Source organism: Bradyrhizobium sp. WYCCWR 12699 (assembly GCF_032144035.1).
In the GTDB taxonomy this organism is placed as follows: domain Bacteria; phylum Pseudomonadota; class Alphaproteobacteria; order Rhizobiales; family Xanthobacteraceae; genus Bradyrhizobium.
Genome location: NZ_JAVTJN010000033.1, coordinates 142,735 through 157,370 on the forward strand (window position 1 = coordinate 142,735; position 14,636 = coordinate 157,370).

The window sequence follows — 14,636 nt, forward strand, 5'->3', positions numbered from 1 at the left end:
GCCCTACAGCCGGTCCACAGCCTTGAACGTCCCGTCCTTCTGGATCACCGTCAGAAACACCTTCGGCGGTGTGTCGAATGTGCGCACGCCGACGGTGACGGTGCTGCCGCTGATGTCGAAACGGCCGACATTGTTGATGGCGCGGAGCAGGCTCGCGCGGGTCGGTTTCGGCCCGGCGATTTCCAGCGCCGCGGCCGCGAGGCGGCCGGAGAGATAGCCTTCCAGCGACACGAAGTCCGGCGTCAGCGTCGGATCGAACGCCTTCTGCGCCGCCTGGTAGTCGGCGACGAGCTCGAGCGAGCGGTCCCACGGAAACGGCACGACCTGCGAGACGATGACGCCTTCGCCCTCGGGGCCAAGCTCCCTGGCAAGCGCGGTGGCGCCGACGAAGGAGATGTTGACGAAGGTCGGATAGAAACCGCTGCGGTGTGCGAGCTTGATGAACTCCGCGCAGGGCCCGTAGGTCCCGACCATCACGATGGCCTCGGGCTCGGCACGCTTGATCGTTCGCCAGGCGGCCGTCACCGCGCGGGTGTTGCGCTCGAAGGTGCCTTCGGCGGCAAGCTCGAGGCCGCGCTTGGCGAGTGCGCGCTTCACACCGCTCAGCCCGTCGCGGCCGAAGGAATCGTCCTGGTAGAAGATGCCGATGCGGGTGAAGTGGCGATCCTCGGTGAGGTGCTTGACCCAGGCTTCGGCTTCCGCGCCATAGCTCGCGCGGATGTTGACGACGTTCGTGAGCTCGAGGTCGCGCAGGAATTCGGCGCCGCTGAACGGGCCGATGAAGGGAACGTTCCTGGCGCTGGTGATCGGAATTGTCGCCATCGCGGTCGGCGTGCCCACCGCGCCGATCAGCGCGAACACCTTGTCGTCCTCGATCAGGTGCAGCGTCTCGGCCACCGAACGATCGGGGTCGTAGCCGTCGTCGCGGCTGATGAGCTGGAGCTTGCGGCCGTGCACGCCGCCCTTGGCGTTGATCTCGGTGAAGGCTGCGACGATGCCTTGCCGCATGCGCTGTCCGAGCGCGGAGGAGGGGCCTTCCAACGCGGCGGCCTGGCCGAACAGGATCGCATCCTCGCTGACGCCGGTCTCATCGCCTCTGGCGGCGAGCGCGGTCGCTGCCAGGAGCAGGAAGGTCAGGACAACGGATCTCGTCGATCGAAATCGATACATCGGGAGGTCTTGCCGGATGCTGGAAGAAACCTTCCGCAACATATCCCTGCGAGCCTGAATAGCTCGCTAAGCGGCACGGTATCGAAGGGCCGTAGTACTCCGGGCAAAACCGGCAAGTTGTTTCCACTATGCCCGGTCATTCGCGCACTTCGTTAACTAATCCATGCAGTGCGAAACGATCCGGTTCCGAAATTGTGCAGTTCTTAACCGCGGTCTTGTTCCGATAGCCGGGCCGCAGCCTCAACCAGAGGTTCCGGCTGTCGCGGGATAGGGGACGGCGGCTTTCAAGATGGGCGATCGCGATCAGAACGATCAGGATCGAAGGCGGATGAGCGGATGGTGGCGTGCCGCGCCGCTGCTCGGGCTCTATCGCCCTGCGCTCGTCGCGGTCGGCGTCGGCCTTCTGTTCTCAGTCGTGGGTGCGGCCGCCGTGGCGCGGTGGGAAGATCGCGTCAACAGGATCGAGTTCGAGAACGCGGCCGAGACCGAAGCGATCGTCATGCAGAACGGCATGGGCGAGTACATCTCGAGGCTCGTCGCGCTGCGCACGCTGTTCGAATCGACCAACGACGAAGTCACCCGCAGCGAGTTCGAGACCTTCAGCGCCCGCCTGTTCGAGCGCCATCCCGGCATGCTGCGCATTGCCTGGCTGCCGCGCGTCAACCGCAAGGAACGCGTCGAATACGAGACTGCGGCGATCACCGACGGTGTGTCCGGCTATCGCATCAAGGCGCTTCAAGGCGAGAAATTCGTGACTGCGCCACAGGGCGACGAGTACTTTCCGGTGTTCTACTCGACCCAGCCGAAGACCTCGATGGTCTACGGCATGGACTACGCCACCGTTCCGGAACGCCGTGCGGTTCTGGAGCGCGCGCGCGACAACGACAAGGTCGCGGCCATCCGCACGCGCCTGTTCGAACCGAAGGAGGGGGGCCGGCTGCCCGACGTCCTCGTTGCCGTTCCCGTCTATGCCAAGGGAACGTCGCGCGAGACGGTTGCGGACCGGCGTCGCAATCTCGCCGGCTTCGTGGTCGGCATCTTCGACCTGCCGCTGTTGATTCAGACCATTCGCGTGACCACCGGCGCGAGCCCTGCGGTCAGCATGAACGTCTATCCGCCATTCACGGCGCAGATCGTCGGCCTGGAGCAGATGCTGCCGGATTATTCGTCGGCGGCCACGGCGCCGCAGTCGATGCGCGACGTCGCGCGGGCGCTGCACTGGTCGGGCAGCCTGAAGATCGGCGATACCGATTGGCAGGTGCGGGCGGTTCCAACCGCGGGCGGTGCGCTGGAGACGACCTATGATCGCGCGGGCGCGGTGCTGATCGTCGGCTTGTTGCTGACGCTGTCGTTGTCGACCTATCTCATGCTCGCGAGCCGCAATTCACGGCGGCTGTCATTGGCCAACCGGCGGGTGCTCGAGCTCGCTCAGACCGACATCCTGACCGGATTGCCGAACCGCGCCTTCTTCCTGACCCGGCTCGACGAGATGAACAGCCAGCTGGGCGTGCGCGGCCTGCCGTTCTCGATCCTGATGCTCGACCTCGATCGCTTCAAGAACGTCAACGATTCCCTCGGTCACGGTGCCGGCGATGCGCTGCTGCGCCAGGTGGCACAGCGGCTGAAATCCGCCGTGCGCGCCAACGACGTGCTGGCGCGGCTCGGCGGCGACGAGTTCGCCGTCATCCAGGAAGCCGGCGCGGATCAGCGCGCCTGCTCGACCGAGCTGGCGGCGCGGATCGCCAAGCTCTTGACCGAACCGTTCCTCCTGCCCGGCCACCGCGTCGAGATCGGCACCAGCATCGGCATTGCCATCGCGCCGGATCACGGCAGCGATCAGGAGCAGTTGCTGAAGAAGGCGGACCTTGCGCTCTATCGGTCGAAATCGGCGGGCCGCAACTGCTTCACAATCTACGACGAGGCGATGTCGGCCGAGCTGGAGGCCCGCAATACGCTTGAGGGGGACCTGCGCGATGCCATCGCGCGGTGCCAGCTGGAGGTGCATTACCAGCCGTTCATCGACGCCCTCAGCGGCGCGCGGCGCGGCTTCGAGGCGCTGGTGCGCTGGCGGCATCCGACCCGCGGCCTGATCCCACCAGACCAGTTCATCCAGCTTGCGGAGGAGACCGGGCTGATCGTGCCGCTCGGCGAATTCGTGCTGCGGCGCGCCTGCGCTGATGCGGCCGGCTGGCCTTCCGATCTCGCGGTCGCCGTCAATCTGTCGCCGATCCAGTTCAAGGAAGCCGAGCTGTTCGAGGTGATCTGCGCGGCGCTCGCGGATTCCGGCCTGCCGCCGCACCGGCTGGAGATCGAGATCACCGAATCCGTCCTGCTGGAACGCGGCGGCGAGAACCACGCCTTCATGCAGCGGCTCAAGCAGCTCGGCATCGAGCTCGCGCTCGACGATTTCGGGACCGGCTATTCCTCGCTGAGCTACCTGACCGCGTTCCCGTTCGACAAGATCAAGATCGACAAGTCGTTCATCCGCAATCTCACGCAGCAGCCGCGCAGCTCCGCCATCATCTCCTCGATCGTGACGCTGGCGCGCGGGCTCGACATGTCGGTGACGGCCGAGGGCGTCGAGACCCGCGAGGAGTACGAGCGGCTGAAGGCGCTCGGCGTCAATTTCGCGCAAGGCTATCTGTTCGGCCGCCCGCAGCCGATCGAGCGGATCCTGTTCGACGCCCCCGCCAAACCGTCGCGCCGCGACGCCGCCTGAGCGCACCGCCTCTAAGGTCCTTGAACAAGAAGCCGTCATGCCCGGGCTTGTCCCGGGCATCGACGTTCTGTGTCTCGTGTGACAAGGGCGTGGATGGCCGGGACACGCCCGGCCATGACGATGCGGAAGCATCATGCCCAGGCTCTGGCATCATGCGAGCCCCGCGGCTCGAGCGTACACGCGAAAAGCGCTTGACCCGGACGGCTCCGGATGGTCGGTAGCGCTATCTAGGGGTGAAACAATCACATCATGCGGCTTCCGTTCTTCTACGGCTGGGTCGTGGTCGCCGTGACCTTCGTCACCATGGCCATCGGCGTCAACGCGCGTACCGCCTTCTCATTGTTCTTTCCGCCGATCATCTCCGAATTCGGCTGGGAGCGTGGCGTGACCGCCGGCGCGTTCTCTTTCGGCTTCGTCGTGTCGGGCGCGGTCAGCCCGCTGATCGGCCGCTTGATGGACCGCGCCGGCCCGCGCGCGGTGATGGAGCTCGGGGTCGTGCTGATGGGGGGCGGCTTGCTGCTCGCGCCGCTCACCAGCGCGCCCTGGCATCTCTATGTCACCATCGGCGTCATGGTCGGCGCCGGCTCGGTGTGTCTCGGCTATTCCGGCCAGTCGCTGTTCCTGCCGAACTGGTTCATCCGCAAGCGCGGCTTTGCCATCGGCATCGCCTTCGCCGGCGTCGGCATCGGCTCGGTGACGCTGCTGCCATGGGTGCAGCACATGATCGAACAGACCGGCTGGCGCACCGCCTGCACCGCGATGGGCCTGCTCATCCTGGTGGTGCTGGCGCCGGTCAACTTGCTGCTGCACAAGCGCCCGCAGGACATCGGCCTCGAGCCGGACGGCGATGCCGCCCCGGCTGCGGGCGATGCCCAACCGATCTCCAACATCGTCGATCCCGTTTGGGTCAACACCGACTGGACGCTGAAACGCGCCGTGGCGACTGCGCGCTTCTGGTGGATCGCGATCGGCTATTTCTCCGGCCTGTACATCTGGTACGCGGTGCAGGTGCATCAGACAAAATTCCTGCTCGACATCGGCTTCAGTCCCGGTGTCGCGGTGTGGGCGCTCGGTATCGTCAGCCTGCTCGGCATTCCCGGCCAGATCGTGCTGGGCCATGTCTCCGATCGCATCGGACGGGAGTGGGTTTGGGCGATCAGCTGTGCGGGCTTCGTGATCTGTTTCGCCGCGCTGATCGCCTTGAAGTATCAACCCTCGCTCTGGCTCGTCTATGTCATGGTGTTCGCGCAAGGTGCGCTCGGCTACGGCCTCACCTCGATCATGGGCGCGGTGGTGTTCGAGATATTCCAGGGCAAGCACCAGGGCAGCATCTTCGGTACGATCATGCTGGCGGCGCTGGCGGGCGGTGCGGCCGGACCGTGGGTGACCGGGCTGCTCTATGATCGCGCCGGCGACTACACGCTCGCCTTCGGCATCGCGATGATCGTGAGTGGATTGTCGGCGCTGTCGATCTGGCGGGCATCGCCGGGAAAGGTGCGGGCCGTCGCCGGCCGGCTGCACGAACTCCAGGGCCGAACCGCGGAGTGAGTTCCGGGCACACCGCATTACCTGCGCTTCCTTCGCCGAATGTTAAGCATGTCGCGGCTTGGCAAATGCGAGGGGGATTGCAAAAACGTCTTGGACACCATCGGAGCGTTAGCCTCGGGCCGATTGCCGCTTCTTCCCGATGCCCCGGGTCCACCGATGTCTGCTTGCGATGGTCTTGTGACAGAAACTTCGGACGTGCTGCTTGCTGCGCTGGAACGCGCCGACGATGGCGTCGTCATCGTCGACAGCGCGCATCGCATCACGCATTTCAACGCCAGTGCGGAGCGGATCTGGAAGCTCGCGCGGACCGACGCGCTCGGCCGCGATGCCGGAATTCTCAGCCTGAAATGCCTCCAAGCCGATCCGGTCGCGGAATTCCGCGACGAGATCAGCCTCGTGCGGAACGACGGCAGCCGGATCCGTGCCGCGATATCGCTGTCGTCGATTGCGCATGACGGCGCGACCCATCGCGTCGTGTTCGCGCGCGACGTCACCGCGGATGCCGAGCGCCGCGTCAGGATCGGACTTCTCCACGCCGTCTCCGATCAGACCAACCGGGCGGTGATCATCACCGATACCGAGCAGAACATCGTCTACGTCAATTCGGCTTTCACGGCGCTGTTCGGCTACGCCAGCGGTGAGGCCGAGGGCCGCCGCGCAGGCGAGCTGATCGCCGGCTGTCACACCGATCGCAGGGCGGTCGAGAGGCTCGTCAAGCGCCTGATGCATGGCGGTCGCGGCGGCGAAGCCGAAGTGCTGGCCTACGACAAGGACGGCGAGGAGATCTGGGTCTGCGCCCGGATCGATGCTTTCCGTGACAAGAAGGGCCAGGTCAGGCACATCTTCGCGCTGCTCGAGGACATCACCGAGACCAAGCAGTTGCGCTCGCTGCAGCAGCTCATCATGGGCTCGCTCGCGGACGAAGTTCCGATTACCGACATCGCCGACAGGCTATGCCGCCGCGTCGAGGAGATCGCGCCGGACGTCGTCTGTTCGCTGCTCCACGTCGATGCCGCCGGCCTGATCCACCCGCTCGGCGGTCCCTCGCTGCCCGAGGATTATTCCCGCGCGCTGGACGGGATTGCGATCGGCCCGAATGTCGGCTCCTGCGGCACCGCCGCCTTCTACGGCGAGCCGGTGCTGGCGACCGACCTCGAGACCGATCACCGCTGGCAACCCTACAAGGCGATGCCGCTTGCGATCGGCCTGCGCGCCTGCTGGTCGACCCCGGTCAAGGCCAAGGACGGCCGAGTCATCGCGACCTTCGCCTTCTACTATCGGGAGCCTCGCGCGCCGAGCAACTGGCACCGGCGCATCGTCGAGGCCTGCGTCAATCTCGGAGCCTTCGCGATCGAGCGCAAGGAGGCACGCGCCGAGATCGCGCGGCTCGCCTATCACGACATCCTCACCGGCCTGCCGAACCGCGCGCAGCTGCGGAATCTGATCACCACCGCGATCGATGCCTGCCCGACCGGCAGCCATATCGCGCTGGCCTTCCTCGACGTCGATCATTTCAAGGACGTCAACGACACGCTGGGTCACGCCGCCGGTGACGAGCTGCTGATCCAGCTGGCCCAGCGTCTGCGCGAGCAGATCGGCCCCGAAGACATGCTGGGACGGCTCGGCGGCGACGAATTCGTCATCCTGCTGCCGCAGCGCAACGCGCAAGACGCCGAGCGCGTCGCGGCCGGGATCACCGAGGCGCTAGCCGCGCCCTTGAGGCTGGGATCAAAGCTGATGCCGATGTCGGCCAGCATCGGCATCAGCCTCTATCCCGATCATGCGACCGACATCGATACGCTGATGCAGCAGACCGATGCCGCCATGTACATGGCCAAGCAGGCCGGGCGCTCGACCCATCGCATCTTCAGCGCCGAGATGAACGGGCTCACCGAGCAACGTCTGGCGCTGATCGCAGCGCTCCGTCGCGCCATCGCGGAAGGAGCGCTCAGCCTGAGTTACCAGCCGCAGATCCGCAGCTCCGACGGCGCGATCCACGGCGTCGAGGCGCTGTCACGCTGGCATGACGCCGAGCTCGGCGACGTCTCGCCGGCCAAGTTCATTCCGCTCGCCGAGGAGTGCGGCCTGATCGAGCAGATCGGCCTGTGGTCGGTGCGCGAGGCCTGCCGGCAGATGGCGAGCTGGCGCCGCGCCGGTCTCGACATCCCCTGCGTGTCGGTGAACCTGTCGCCGATCAATTTCCGCAACGTCACGTTGGCCGCGCGGCTCAAGGACATCCTCGCCGAATACGATCTGCCGGCGGAAGCCTTGATGCTGGAGATCACCGAAGGCGCGTTCATGCAGGACAGCGTTGCCGCCCTGGAGACGATGAACGCGATCCGCGAGCTCGGCGTCAGCCTCTCGGTGGACGATTTCGGCACCGGCTATTCCAGCCTCAGCCGCCTCGCGCATCTGCCAATCCGCGAACTCAAGATCGACCGCAGTTTCATGCGCGATATCGAGAAGGATGCAGGCGCCCTCGCCATCGCCACCGCCGTGGTGCGCGTCGGCCAGGGCCTCGGCATGACCGTCGTCGCCGAAGGCGTCGAGACCGAGGGCCAGCGCAAGACGCTGGCCGAGCTCGGCTGCGACGTCGTGCAGGGCTTCCTCTACGCCCCCGCGCTTCCCCCCGTCGCCTTCGAGCGCTGGCTGATCGAGCATTGCGCCGAGCAGGCAAAGACGATGCTGGCGCGGCTCGGGGTGGGACCGGCCGGCATGGCCGCGGTGAAGCGGTCGGCATAATTGCCTAGCCGGCGATCTTCCGCGGCCAATAGGAACGTATCGGAACGCCGGCGGTTTGATCTATGATATCCGCGGAGGGGCGCCACGCCGTATCCAGTTTGGAGAATGCATGGGCCCGACGAAGAAACCGGAAGACGCCATTCCCTTTGTTCGATCGGCAGGTTTTCGACCGTCGCAACCGCTGCTCGGAGCCATCACGGCATGGATGGCGCTTCAGGAGGAAACGCCCAGCCTGTCCCAGGCAATAACTCGCCTGGTGGAGCTGGGGCTTACGCACGCCGACCAGGATCGACAGAAGCTGCGCGCCCGCGAAATGGCCGGCGATACGATTGATCGCATGGGCGACGCGACGACGACAGCGGACGATCGGGCAATCCGCAAGCAGGATCTGCTCGATGGACCCAAGGAGTTCGGACGCGTGCGAATTGATCGTGCCAAACGCGGCAAGCCGATCCAGGAATGAGGCGACCACCTGGAAGCCCCCATACCGGAGGACTTCGAGCCGCCAGAGAGATAGAGGACGTAAGATGAAACGGCATTCCCAATCGCGTGCAGAGGATGAGGCGAATAGCCACTTCAAGCAGGCCGCGGCGAAGCCGGCGACCGACTACGAGAAAGCGGAACAGGCTTTCAAGGATAACCGGGAACGATTGAAGGCTGAACGGTTGGCGAGGGAAGCTGACCGACCAAGCCCGTCCGACAGGACGCGTTAGATGTCGCACTTCTACTTCGACATCTGGGATGGTGAAGCGCTCGTCGTTGACGAAGAAGGCCTGGATCTGGCCGGCCAACGCGCCGCGGAGGTCGAGGCCGCGATGTCTCTGGCCGACATCGCCAGACAGCTCGAGCCACTCGCCAGCAGCGACGGTTTGGCCGTCAATGTTCGGGATGCGAGCGGACCGGTGTTGAGGGCGATATTCGTTTGCGAAAAAGTTCAGCCGATCAATTGAGATCGCGGCGAGCCGGCCATACAGCCCGAGCGCTTTGGCTAAAGCATCGAAAGCACGACGATCCCGTCTTCGAGCTCGCCTGAAGCAAGCCGTGACCGAGCAATACGCTCGAACTCGGTTCGATTCCTCTGCAAATAGCTGAAGGCCTGCTTCTGCGTGTTGAACGTCGTGGCGAGCTGGCACATCTGCCGAGTTGCACCGGACGCGAGAAAGAAGGTGATGGTTCCGTGGTCGGGTTTGATTCTAGGCACGATCTGCAGTCTCCGGCATGGGATCGGCCCCCTCAATTCGGCGGCGTCTTGAAGACGATTACCGCGTCGGCTTCTTCGAACGCTTCTTGAGCGCCGGTGGGGGCAAAGCGAGCCGAACAGCTTCGTCAGCCGCCTCCTTGGCCTCGCGCGCAGCTCGGAGCCGCGCCATGTTCTTGCGAACGTCGATGGCCTGCCTTTCGGCGTCAGCCATGGCCCGCACGCCCTCTTCAGCGGCCAAACGCCGCCGATCGGATCGCGCAACGCTTTCGGCTGATGGTTCTGCCGTCTTCTTTGTGCTCATCGTTCACCCGGCTCCGTAAACGACTAAACCCGCTCAATCCTGGGATTGAGCGGGTAGGGCGGCCGTTTCAGTACATCCGTGAAACGGCGCCACGATATCAAGCCAGCGAGAGGTTCTCGGCGCTGACTTTGCCTCGCATCTTGTCGGTCTTGGCCTCGAAGTTGACCTTTTGGCCTTCTGCGAGACCGGCAAGGCCAGCTCTCTCGACTGCGCTGATGTGAACGAACACATCATTGCTGCCGTCGCTTGGCTGAATGAAACCGAAGCCCTTTTGGCCGTTGAACCACTTGACAGTACCTGTTGCCATTTTCTTCTCCAAAGCGCGCAAGCGCATTCCGCGCAACAATCGCGCGTTATCTTCAACTTCGTCGATGTCTCTGGAAAAGGAGCCCGCGGGCGCATTCAACAAGGCACAGCGGCTAATCGAACCAGGCCAATATATATGGTTTTCACGATTTTGCAAGGAGTGGGGCCGATTTGTTTTCCTGCGAGGCATGTCGTCGGCTCCGATCGCGGCGCTTTGCGTCCGTCGACCTCGCAAGCAGGGACCTTAGCGATTGACAGCGCTGTACGACAGTGGTCACGTTCACGCCACGAAGCTGCATCGCTGTGACAAGCAGATCAGCTCATCCGAGGCCGCGACGAATGTCGCCGCTACCGTCCTCCAAAATCGCAATGAGACTCCTGCGCAATGGGCTGCCCTGCAGGACGTGTCGCATTTGCAGCCCCCCAGCAGGGAGAATCAATTGCACGTACTCGTCAGAGACAACAATGTTGACCAAGCGCTCCGTGTTCTCAAAAAGAAGATGCAGCGCGAGGGCGTCTTCCGCGAAATGAAGCAGCGGCGTTCCTATGAAAAGCCGTCGGAGAAAAAGACTCGCGAGAAATCCGAAGCCATTCGTCGCGCCCGCAAGCTTGCCCGCAAGCAGGCGATCAGAGAGGGGTTGCTGCCCGCGCCGCCGAAAAAGAAGCCCTTTGAACGCAAGCCGCCCTTGCCGGAGATCAAGGCAAAGGCCGAGTAGAGACGACCTCGGGGTTGGCTGCGATCATGGGACCGAGACGATATCGGTCCTTCCGCCGCACATCCGCCGTCGCGGTGCCGCCGTTTCCTATGTCCTGAAATCGATGCCACGCAGCACGATGCCCGGCGGGGTGCCTTCGAACTCCGTCGCGTGATATTTGCTCGCCGCGCGTGCTTCGATGCGATCGCGCAGGCGGGTGAACTGAGCCTCTCGCTGCTCGGGCCTGACCTGCGGGCCACGCTCGAGATCATCCATCGCGGAGGTCGAGATGGCGCAGGGAACCTCCCTGGCGCCGTCATGCATCGAGAACCGGACGATCATCCGGTCGTATTCGTGGCTGATGAAGCGGCCGCTGGTCAACGTCATGGTTTGCTCCGTTGCGTGATCGCCAGGCACGATCGCGCCCCTCAAATCACCGCGAGTGACCGGCCGCCTGCGTTCCCGCCGCGCATGGAGCGCGTTGAGAATGCAGGCGGCGGTCGTTCGCCTCAGCTCTCCCCCGACAGCCGGGCGAAATCATCGAGCAGCGCCGTCACCAGCGCGCGGTGGCGCGTGTCCTCGGTGGGCAGGTTCGCGGCGTAGAGATTGAGCAAATGGCGCGCCTTCACCGCGGCCTCCGGCCAGGACGCGGCGGGCACCGTCATCATGCGGTGCTCGAGATCGGCCTCGCGCTCGCGCAGCTCTCTGGTGTTGGCTTCGACCTCCGCCAGCGCGCGGCGCAGGTCGGTGGCCTTCTGTGCGGCCATGCCGCGGTGCTTGTCGAGATCCACGGTATGATCAGTCATTGGCGATGCTCGCATCTGCGGCTTGCGCGTTCGCAAGATCGATCGAGCCGATCGGCAGCATCTCCATGATGCCGCCCGCGCCTTCGGCGGGCACGGTGATCATCGTGGCGACGCGGCGATAGGCGGCAAAGGTCAGGCCCTCGATCGTCTCCTCGTCAGTGACGACCTCATAGGCGCCAGCCGGCAAGACGCGGTCGATGCCGCGCACGCGGAACGGATGCCTGAACGTGACGGTTTCTCGCCGCGAGCGGATGGTCATGCACGCCTGCCTTTCGCAAGTGAAGCCCCAACCGGTGCCGGCTGCCCGCGAGCATGCGCTCCTGGCGCGGCAATAGCCAGCACTATCGTCACCGCGCTCGAGAACGGCAGTGTCACAGCGCGACAGACGCCCGTGAGGCATTTAGCGCTCGCTATCGCTGCTGTGCGGGCGTAAGGTCGCGGCCATCACCGCACGTCTCAACGGCTTCGACCGGTGACTGAGGGTCACGTGTGCTCCCGCCGAAGGCTTCGCAGGAGCGTTCGATGTCGCGTGTTCAGATCTTGGAATGGATCGTGCCGCCGGTGATCGTTCCGTTGTTTCTTCTGCTTCTGGTGTGCGCCGCGGCCCTTCTAAATGGCTAGGCCGACGCGCGTGCCGTATCTGGTCAGCGGGACCAACGAATACGGCAGTTCCAATCTCGGCCGCGGCAATGCGACGGTCGCACTACGCCTTGCCCGAAAGCTGTTGCGCGAAGGCTACATGGACGTCAGGGTATGCACCCCGCGCGGACGGGTGCTTCAGCCGGATGAATTCGACGAACTTGAACCTACAGAGGAGAGTGGCATGGCAAAGGGTCAGCAACGCAACAATCGCGAAGCCAAGAAGCCGAAGAAGGAAAAGTCCAAGGTCATCGCCGCGGCGCCGAGCCGCAAGGAAGCCGCCTGGCAGCCGGATTTCGGACCTGCAAAGAAAAAATAGGAGCGAGCTAGCGCGGAATCGGGGGCCGGCCGCGCGCCGCTAACGACAAGGCTCGTGCTCGCAGCGACTGGAAGGCCGCACTCACCGCCCGAGCCGCCGCATGCGAGACAAAGCCGGCTCGCGCCTTACGACGCTTCGCCCTGGCTCGACGCCAATCCCGTCCTGCGCCTGAGATCGGTGATCGCACGCAGAAAACTGTCGGCCGGCGTCGTCTCGGGATCGATCAGCCGGTGCAGGCGAAAGCCGTCTTCCAGCGCCAGCACCACCGACGCCATCCAGGGCGGGTTCAGATTGGTGTTGCGTCCGTTGCTTCTCAACGTGGCCTCGACGATGTCGGCGATCAGCTTGCGCCGCGCGCGCAGACGTTTGGCGAGTTCGGGCCGGCGCTTCTCGGCGCGCGCGACGAACAGGATCATCTCGATGTGCAGCAGCGGCGAGCGGCCGAGCGGATCCTGCTTGCTGCGGTCCATCGTCTTCAGTGCGGCGATGAAATCGTCGAGATTGTCGTGCTCGGCGAGGATGTCCATGTTGCGCCGGATCGACTGCTCGACATGGTTCTCGAGCATGGCAATGATCAGCTCGTCCTTGCTTTTGAAGTTCGAATAGAACGCGCCGCGGGTGAAGCCTGCCGCCGCCGCGATCGCCTCGATGCTGGCGCCGCCGATGCCGTCCTCCTCGAACACGCGCGCGGCCGCTTCGAACAATTTGTCGCGCGTATCGTCCCTGGTCGGCCTGGTTCTCACCCTTGACATCGGACGAGGGTAGGGCAGAATGCAACTCGATACAACAATGTATCGAGTTTATAATTTCGAGGGATGGTTACGCCGGGCAGTGCGGCTGCGCTCGGCGTATTCGTGTCATGCGGCAACCGTTTTGAGGTCACCATGAACGAGCACGTGCAAGGCGCCGGCGGCGCGCCGCTGTTCAACCCGCTCTCGCCGGATTTCATCCGCGATCCCTATCCGCATTACGACCGGCTGCGCAGGATCGATCCGGTCCATGTGACGCCGTTCGGCCAGTTCGTTACCAGCCGCCATGCCGACGTCAGCCTGGTGATGCGCGACAAGCGCTTCGGCAAGGACTTCGTCGAGCGCTCCAAGCGCCGCTACAGCGACAAGATCATGGACGAGCCGGTGTTCCGCAGCATGAGCCACTGGATGCTGCAGGCCGATCCGCCCGATCACACCCGCCTGCGCGGCCTCGTCGTGAAGGCCTTCACCGCGCGCCGCGTCGAGGACATGCGGCCCCGCATCCAGCAGGTCGTCGACCAGGCGATCGATGCCGTGATCGACCGCGGCCACATGGACCTGATCGAGGATTTCGCCTTCCGCCTGCCCGTCACCATCATTTGCGACATGCTCGGCATCCCCGAGGACCATCGCGAGGTCTTCTACAAGAACTCGGGCGACGGCGGGCGGCTGCTCGACCCCGTGCCCCTCACGCCCGAGGAGATCCAGAAGGGCAACGCGGGCAACCTGATGGCGCAGATGTATTTCCAGCAGCTGTTCGAGCTGCGCCGCAAGAATCCCGGAGACGATCTCACCACCCAGCTGGTGCAGGCCGAGGAGGACGGCAACAAGCTCACCAATGAGGAGCTGACCGCCAACATCATCCTGTTGTTCGGCGCCGGCCACGAGACCACGGTCAATTTGATCGGCAACGGGCTGCTCGCGCTTCACCGCAATCCGGACCAGCTCGCGCTGCTCAAGGCGCGGCCCGAGCTGATGGAGGGCGCGATCGAGGAGTTTCTGCGCTACGATTCCTCGGTGCAGATGACCGGCCGCGTCGCGCTGGAGGATATCGAGGATCTCGGCGGCAAGCGGATCCCCAGGGGGGAGACAGTGCTGTGCCTGCTCGGCTCGGCCAACCGCGATCCGGCGGTCTACCCTGACAGGCCGGACCGGCTCGATGTCACCCGGGCGAACGTGAAGCCGCTGTCGTTCGGCGGCGGCATCCATTTCTGCCTGGGGGCCCAATTGGCGCGCATCGAGGCCGAGATCGCCATCGCGACGCTGCTGCGGCGGCTGCCGGACTTGCGTATCGACGACGTCGAAAACCCGGAATGGCGGCCGACCTTCGTGCTGCGCGGCCTCAAGCGGCTGCCGGCGAGCTGGTGAGGCGCCCCCGGGCATTAACCTCCGCGCGCAACAGTCGCTGTGACTTCGCCACACTTCCCCCTATATAAGGGGC

16 protein-coding genes are annotated in these 14,636 nt (G+C 64.6%); 8 read left to right on the forward strand and 8 right to left on the reverse strand.

The annotated features are described in order from the left end of the window. Positions 1–3 precede the first annotated feature (3 nt). The gene (locus RPS27_RS20750) at positions 4–1,170 is read right to left on the reverse strand and encodes an ABC transporter substrate-binding protein (RefSeq protein ID WP_212067650.1); all 1,167 of its coding nucleotides are present in this window, start codon (positions 1,168–1,170) and stop codon (positions 4–6) included. A 328-nt stretch (positions 1,171–1,498) separates the two neighbouring features. Here RPS27_RS20750 and RPS27_RS20755 point away from each other — a divergent pair, with 328 nt between their 5' ends. The 5 genes from RPS27_RS20755 (at position 1,499) to RPS27_RS20780 (ending at position 9,129) form a co-directional block, all read left to right on the forward strand. Then, a complete protein-coding gene (locus RPS27_RS20755; protein WP_249131941.1) occupies positions 1,499–3,889 on the forward strand; it encodes an EAL domain-containing protein in 2,391 nt (796 codons plus the stop codon). Positions 3,890–4,138: 249 nt separating this feature from the next. Next, the gene (locus RPS27_RS20760; RefSeq protein WP_212067648.1) at positions 4,139–5,437 is read left to right on the forward strand and encodes an MFS transporter; all 1,299 of its coding nucleotides are present in this window, start codon (positions 4,139–4,141) and stop codon (positions 5,435–5,437) included. 156 nt (positions 5,438–5,593) lie between these two features. Further along, positions 5,594–8,179, forward strand: coding sequence for an EAL domain-containing protein (locus RPS27_RS20765; RefSeq protein ID WP_313754224.1), 2,586 nt, complete (start codon positions 5,594–5,596; stop codon positions 8,177–8,179). Positions 8,180–8,288: 109 nt separating this feature from the next. Beyond that, entirely contained in the window at positions 8,289–8,642 is a 354-nt protein-coding gene (locus RPS27_RS20770; protein ID WP_212067646.1) for a hypothetical protein, read from the forward strand. A gap of 250 nt (positions 8,643–8,892) precedes the next feature. Continuing rightward, positions 8,893–9,129, forward strand: coding sequence for a DUF6894 family protein (locus RPS27_RS20780; RefSeq protein WP_211416334.1), 237 nt, complete (start codon positions 8,893–8,895; stop codon positions 9,127–9,129). Between the two features lie 38 nt (positions 9,130–9,167). On the opposite strand, the gene RPS27_RS20785 is transcribed toward RPS27_RS20780, so the two are convergent. The 3 genes from RPS27_RS20785 to RPS27_RS20795 all read right to left on the reverse strand — a co-directional run bounded on the left by RPS27_RS20785 (position 9,168) and on the right by RPS27_RS20795 (position 9,988). Next, positions 9,168–9,389 (reverse strand): hypothetical protein, encoded by a 222-nt coding sequence (locus RPS27_RS20785; RefSeq protein WP_212067744.1) that lies wholly within the window; start codon positions 9,387–9,389, stop codon positions 9,168–9,170. Between the two features lie 49 nt (positions 9,390–9,438). Next, the gene (locus RPS27_RS20790; RefSeq protein WP_211416335.1) at positions 9,439–9,681 is read right to left on the reverse strand and encodes a transcriptional regulator; all 243 of its coding nucleotides are present in this window, start codon (positions 9,679–9,681) and stop codon (positions 9,439–9,441) included. 97 nt (positions 9,682–9,778) lie between these two features. Then, positions 9,779–9,988, reverse strand: coding sequence for a cold-shock protein (locus RPS27_RS20795; protein WP_194408426.1), 210 nt, complete (start codon positions 9,986–9,988; stop codon positions 9,779–9,781). A gap of 439 nt (positions 9,989–10,427) precedes the next feature. Between RPS27_RS20795 and rpsU the strand changes: the two genes are divergently transcribed. Beyond that, positions 10,428–10,703 (forward strand): 30S ribosomal protein S21, encoded by a 276-nt coding sequence (rpsU, locus tag RPS27_RS20800; protein WP_211416613.1) that lies wholly within the window; start codon positions 10,428–10,430, stop codon positions 10,701–10,703. Positions 10,704–10,790: 87 nt separating this feature from the next. Here rpsU and RPS27_RS20805 read toward each other — a convergent pair whose 3' ends face one another. The 3 genes from RPS27_RS20805 to RPS27_RS20815 all read right to left on the reverse strand — a co-directional run bounded on the left by RPS27_RS20805 (position 10,791) and on the right by RPS27_RS20815 (position 11,747). Beyond that, positions 10,791–11,069, reverse strand: coding sequence for a DUF1488 domain-containing protein (locus tag RPS27_RS20805; protein WP_212067645.1), 279 nt, complete (start codon positions 11,067–11,069; stop codon positions 10,791–10,793). Positions 11,070–11,191: 122 nt separating this feature from the next. Beyond that, positions 11,192–11,488: a hypothetical protein gene (locus tag RPS27_RS20810; RefSeq protein WP_212067644.1), complete on the reverse strand. Its 297-nt coding sequence runs from the start codon at positions 11,486–11,488 to the stop codon at positions 11,192–11,194. Then, a complete protein-coding gene (locus RPS27_RS20815) occupies positions 11,481–11,747 on the reverse strand; it encodes a hypothetical protein (protein WP_212067643.1) in 267 nt (88 codons plus the stop codon). The genes RPS27_RS20810 and RPS27_RS20815 overlap by 8 nt, the downstream gene beginning before the upstream one ends. A 372-nt stretch (positions 11,748–12,119) precedes the next feature. On the opposite strand from RPS27_RS20815, the gene RPS27_RS20820 reads away from it, so the two are divergent. Beyond that, complete coding sequence (locus RPS27_RS20820) at positions 12,120–12,446, forward strand: hypothetical protein (RefSeq protein ID WP_313754225.1); 327 nt, start codon at positions 12,120–12,122, stop codon at positions 12,444–12,446. Between the two features lie 125 nt (positions 12,447–12,571). On the opposite strand, the gene RPS27_RS20825 is transcribed toward RPS27_RS20820, so the two are convergent. Continuing rightward, positions 12,572–13,198 carry a TetR/AcrR family transcriptional regulator gene (locus tag RPS27_RS20825; protein ID WP_212067642.1) on the reverse strand — a complete coding sequence of 209 codons (627 nt, stop codon included), beginning with the start codon at positions 13,196–13,198 and terminating at the stop codon, positions 12,572–12,574. A gap of 132 nt (positions 13,199–13,330) precedes the next feature. On the opposite strand from RPS27_RS20825, the gene RPS27_RS20830 reads away from it, so the two are divergent. After that, complete coding sequence (locus tag RPS27_RS20830) at positions 13,331–14,563, forward strand: cytochrome P450 (RefSeq protein ID WP_194403872.1); 1,233 nt, start codon at positions 13,331–13,333, stop codon at positions 14,561–14,563. Positions 14,564–14,636 lie beyond the last annotated feature (73 nt).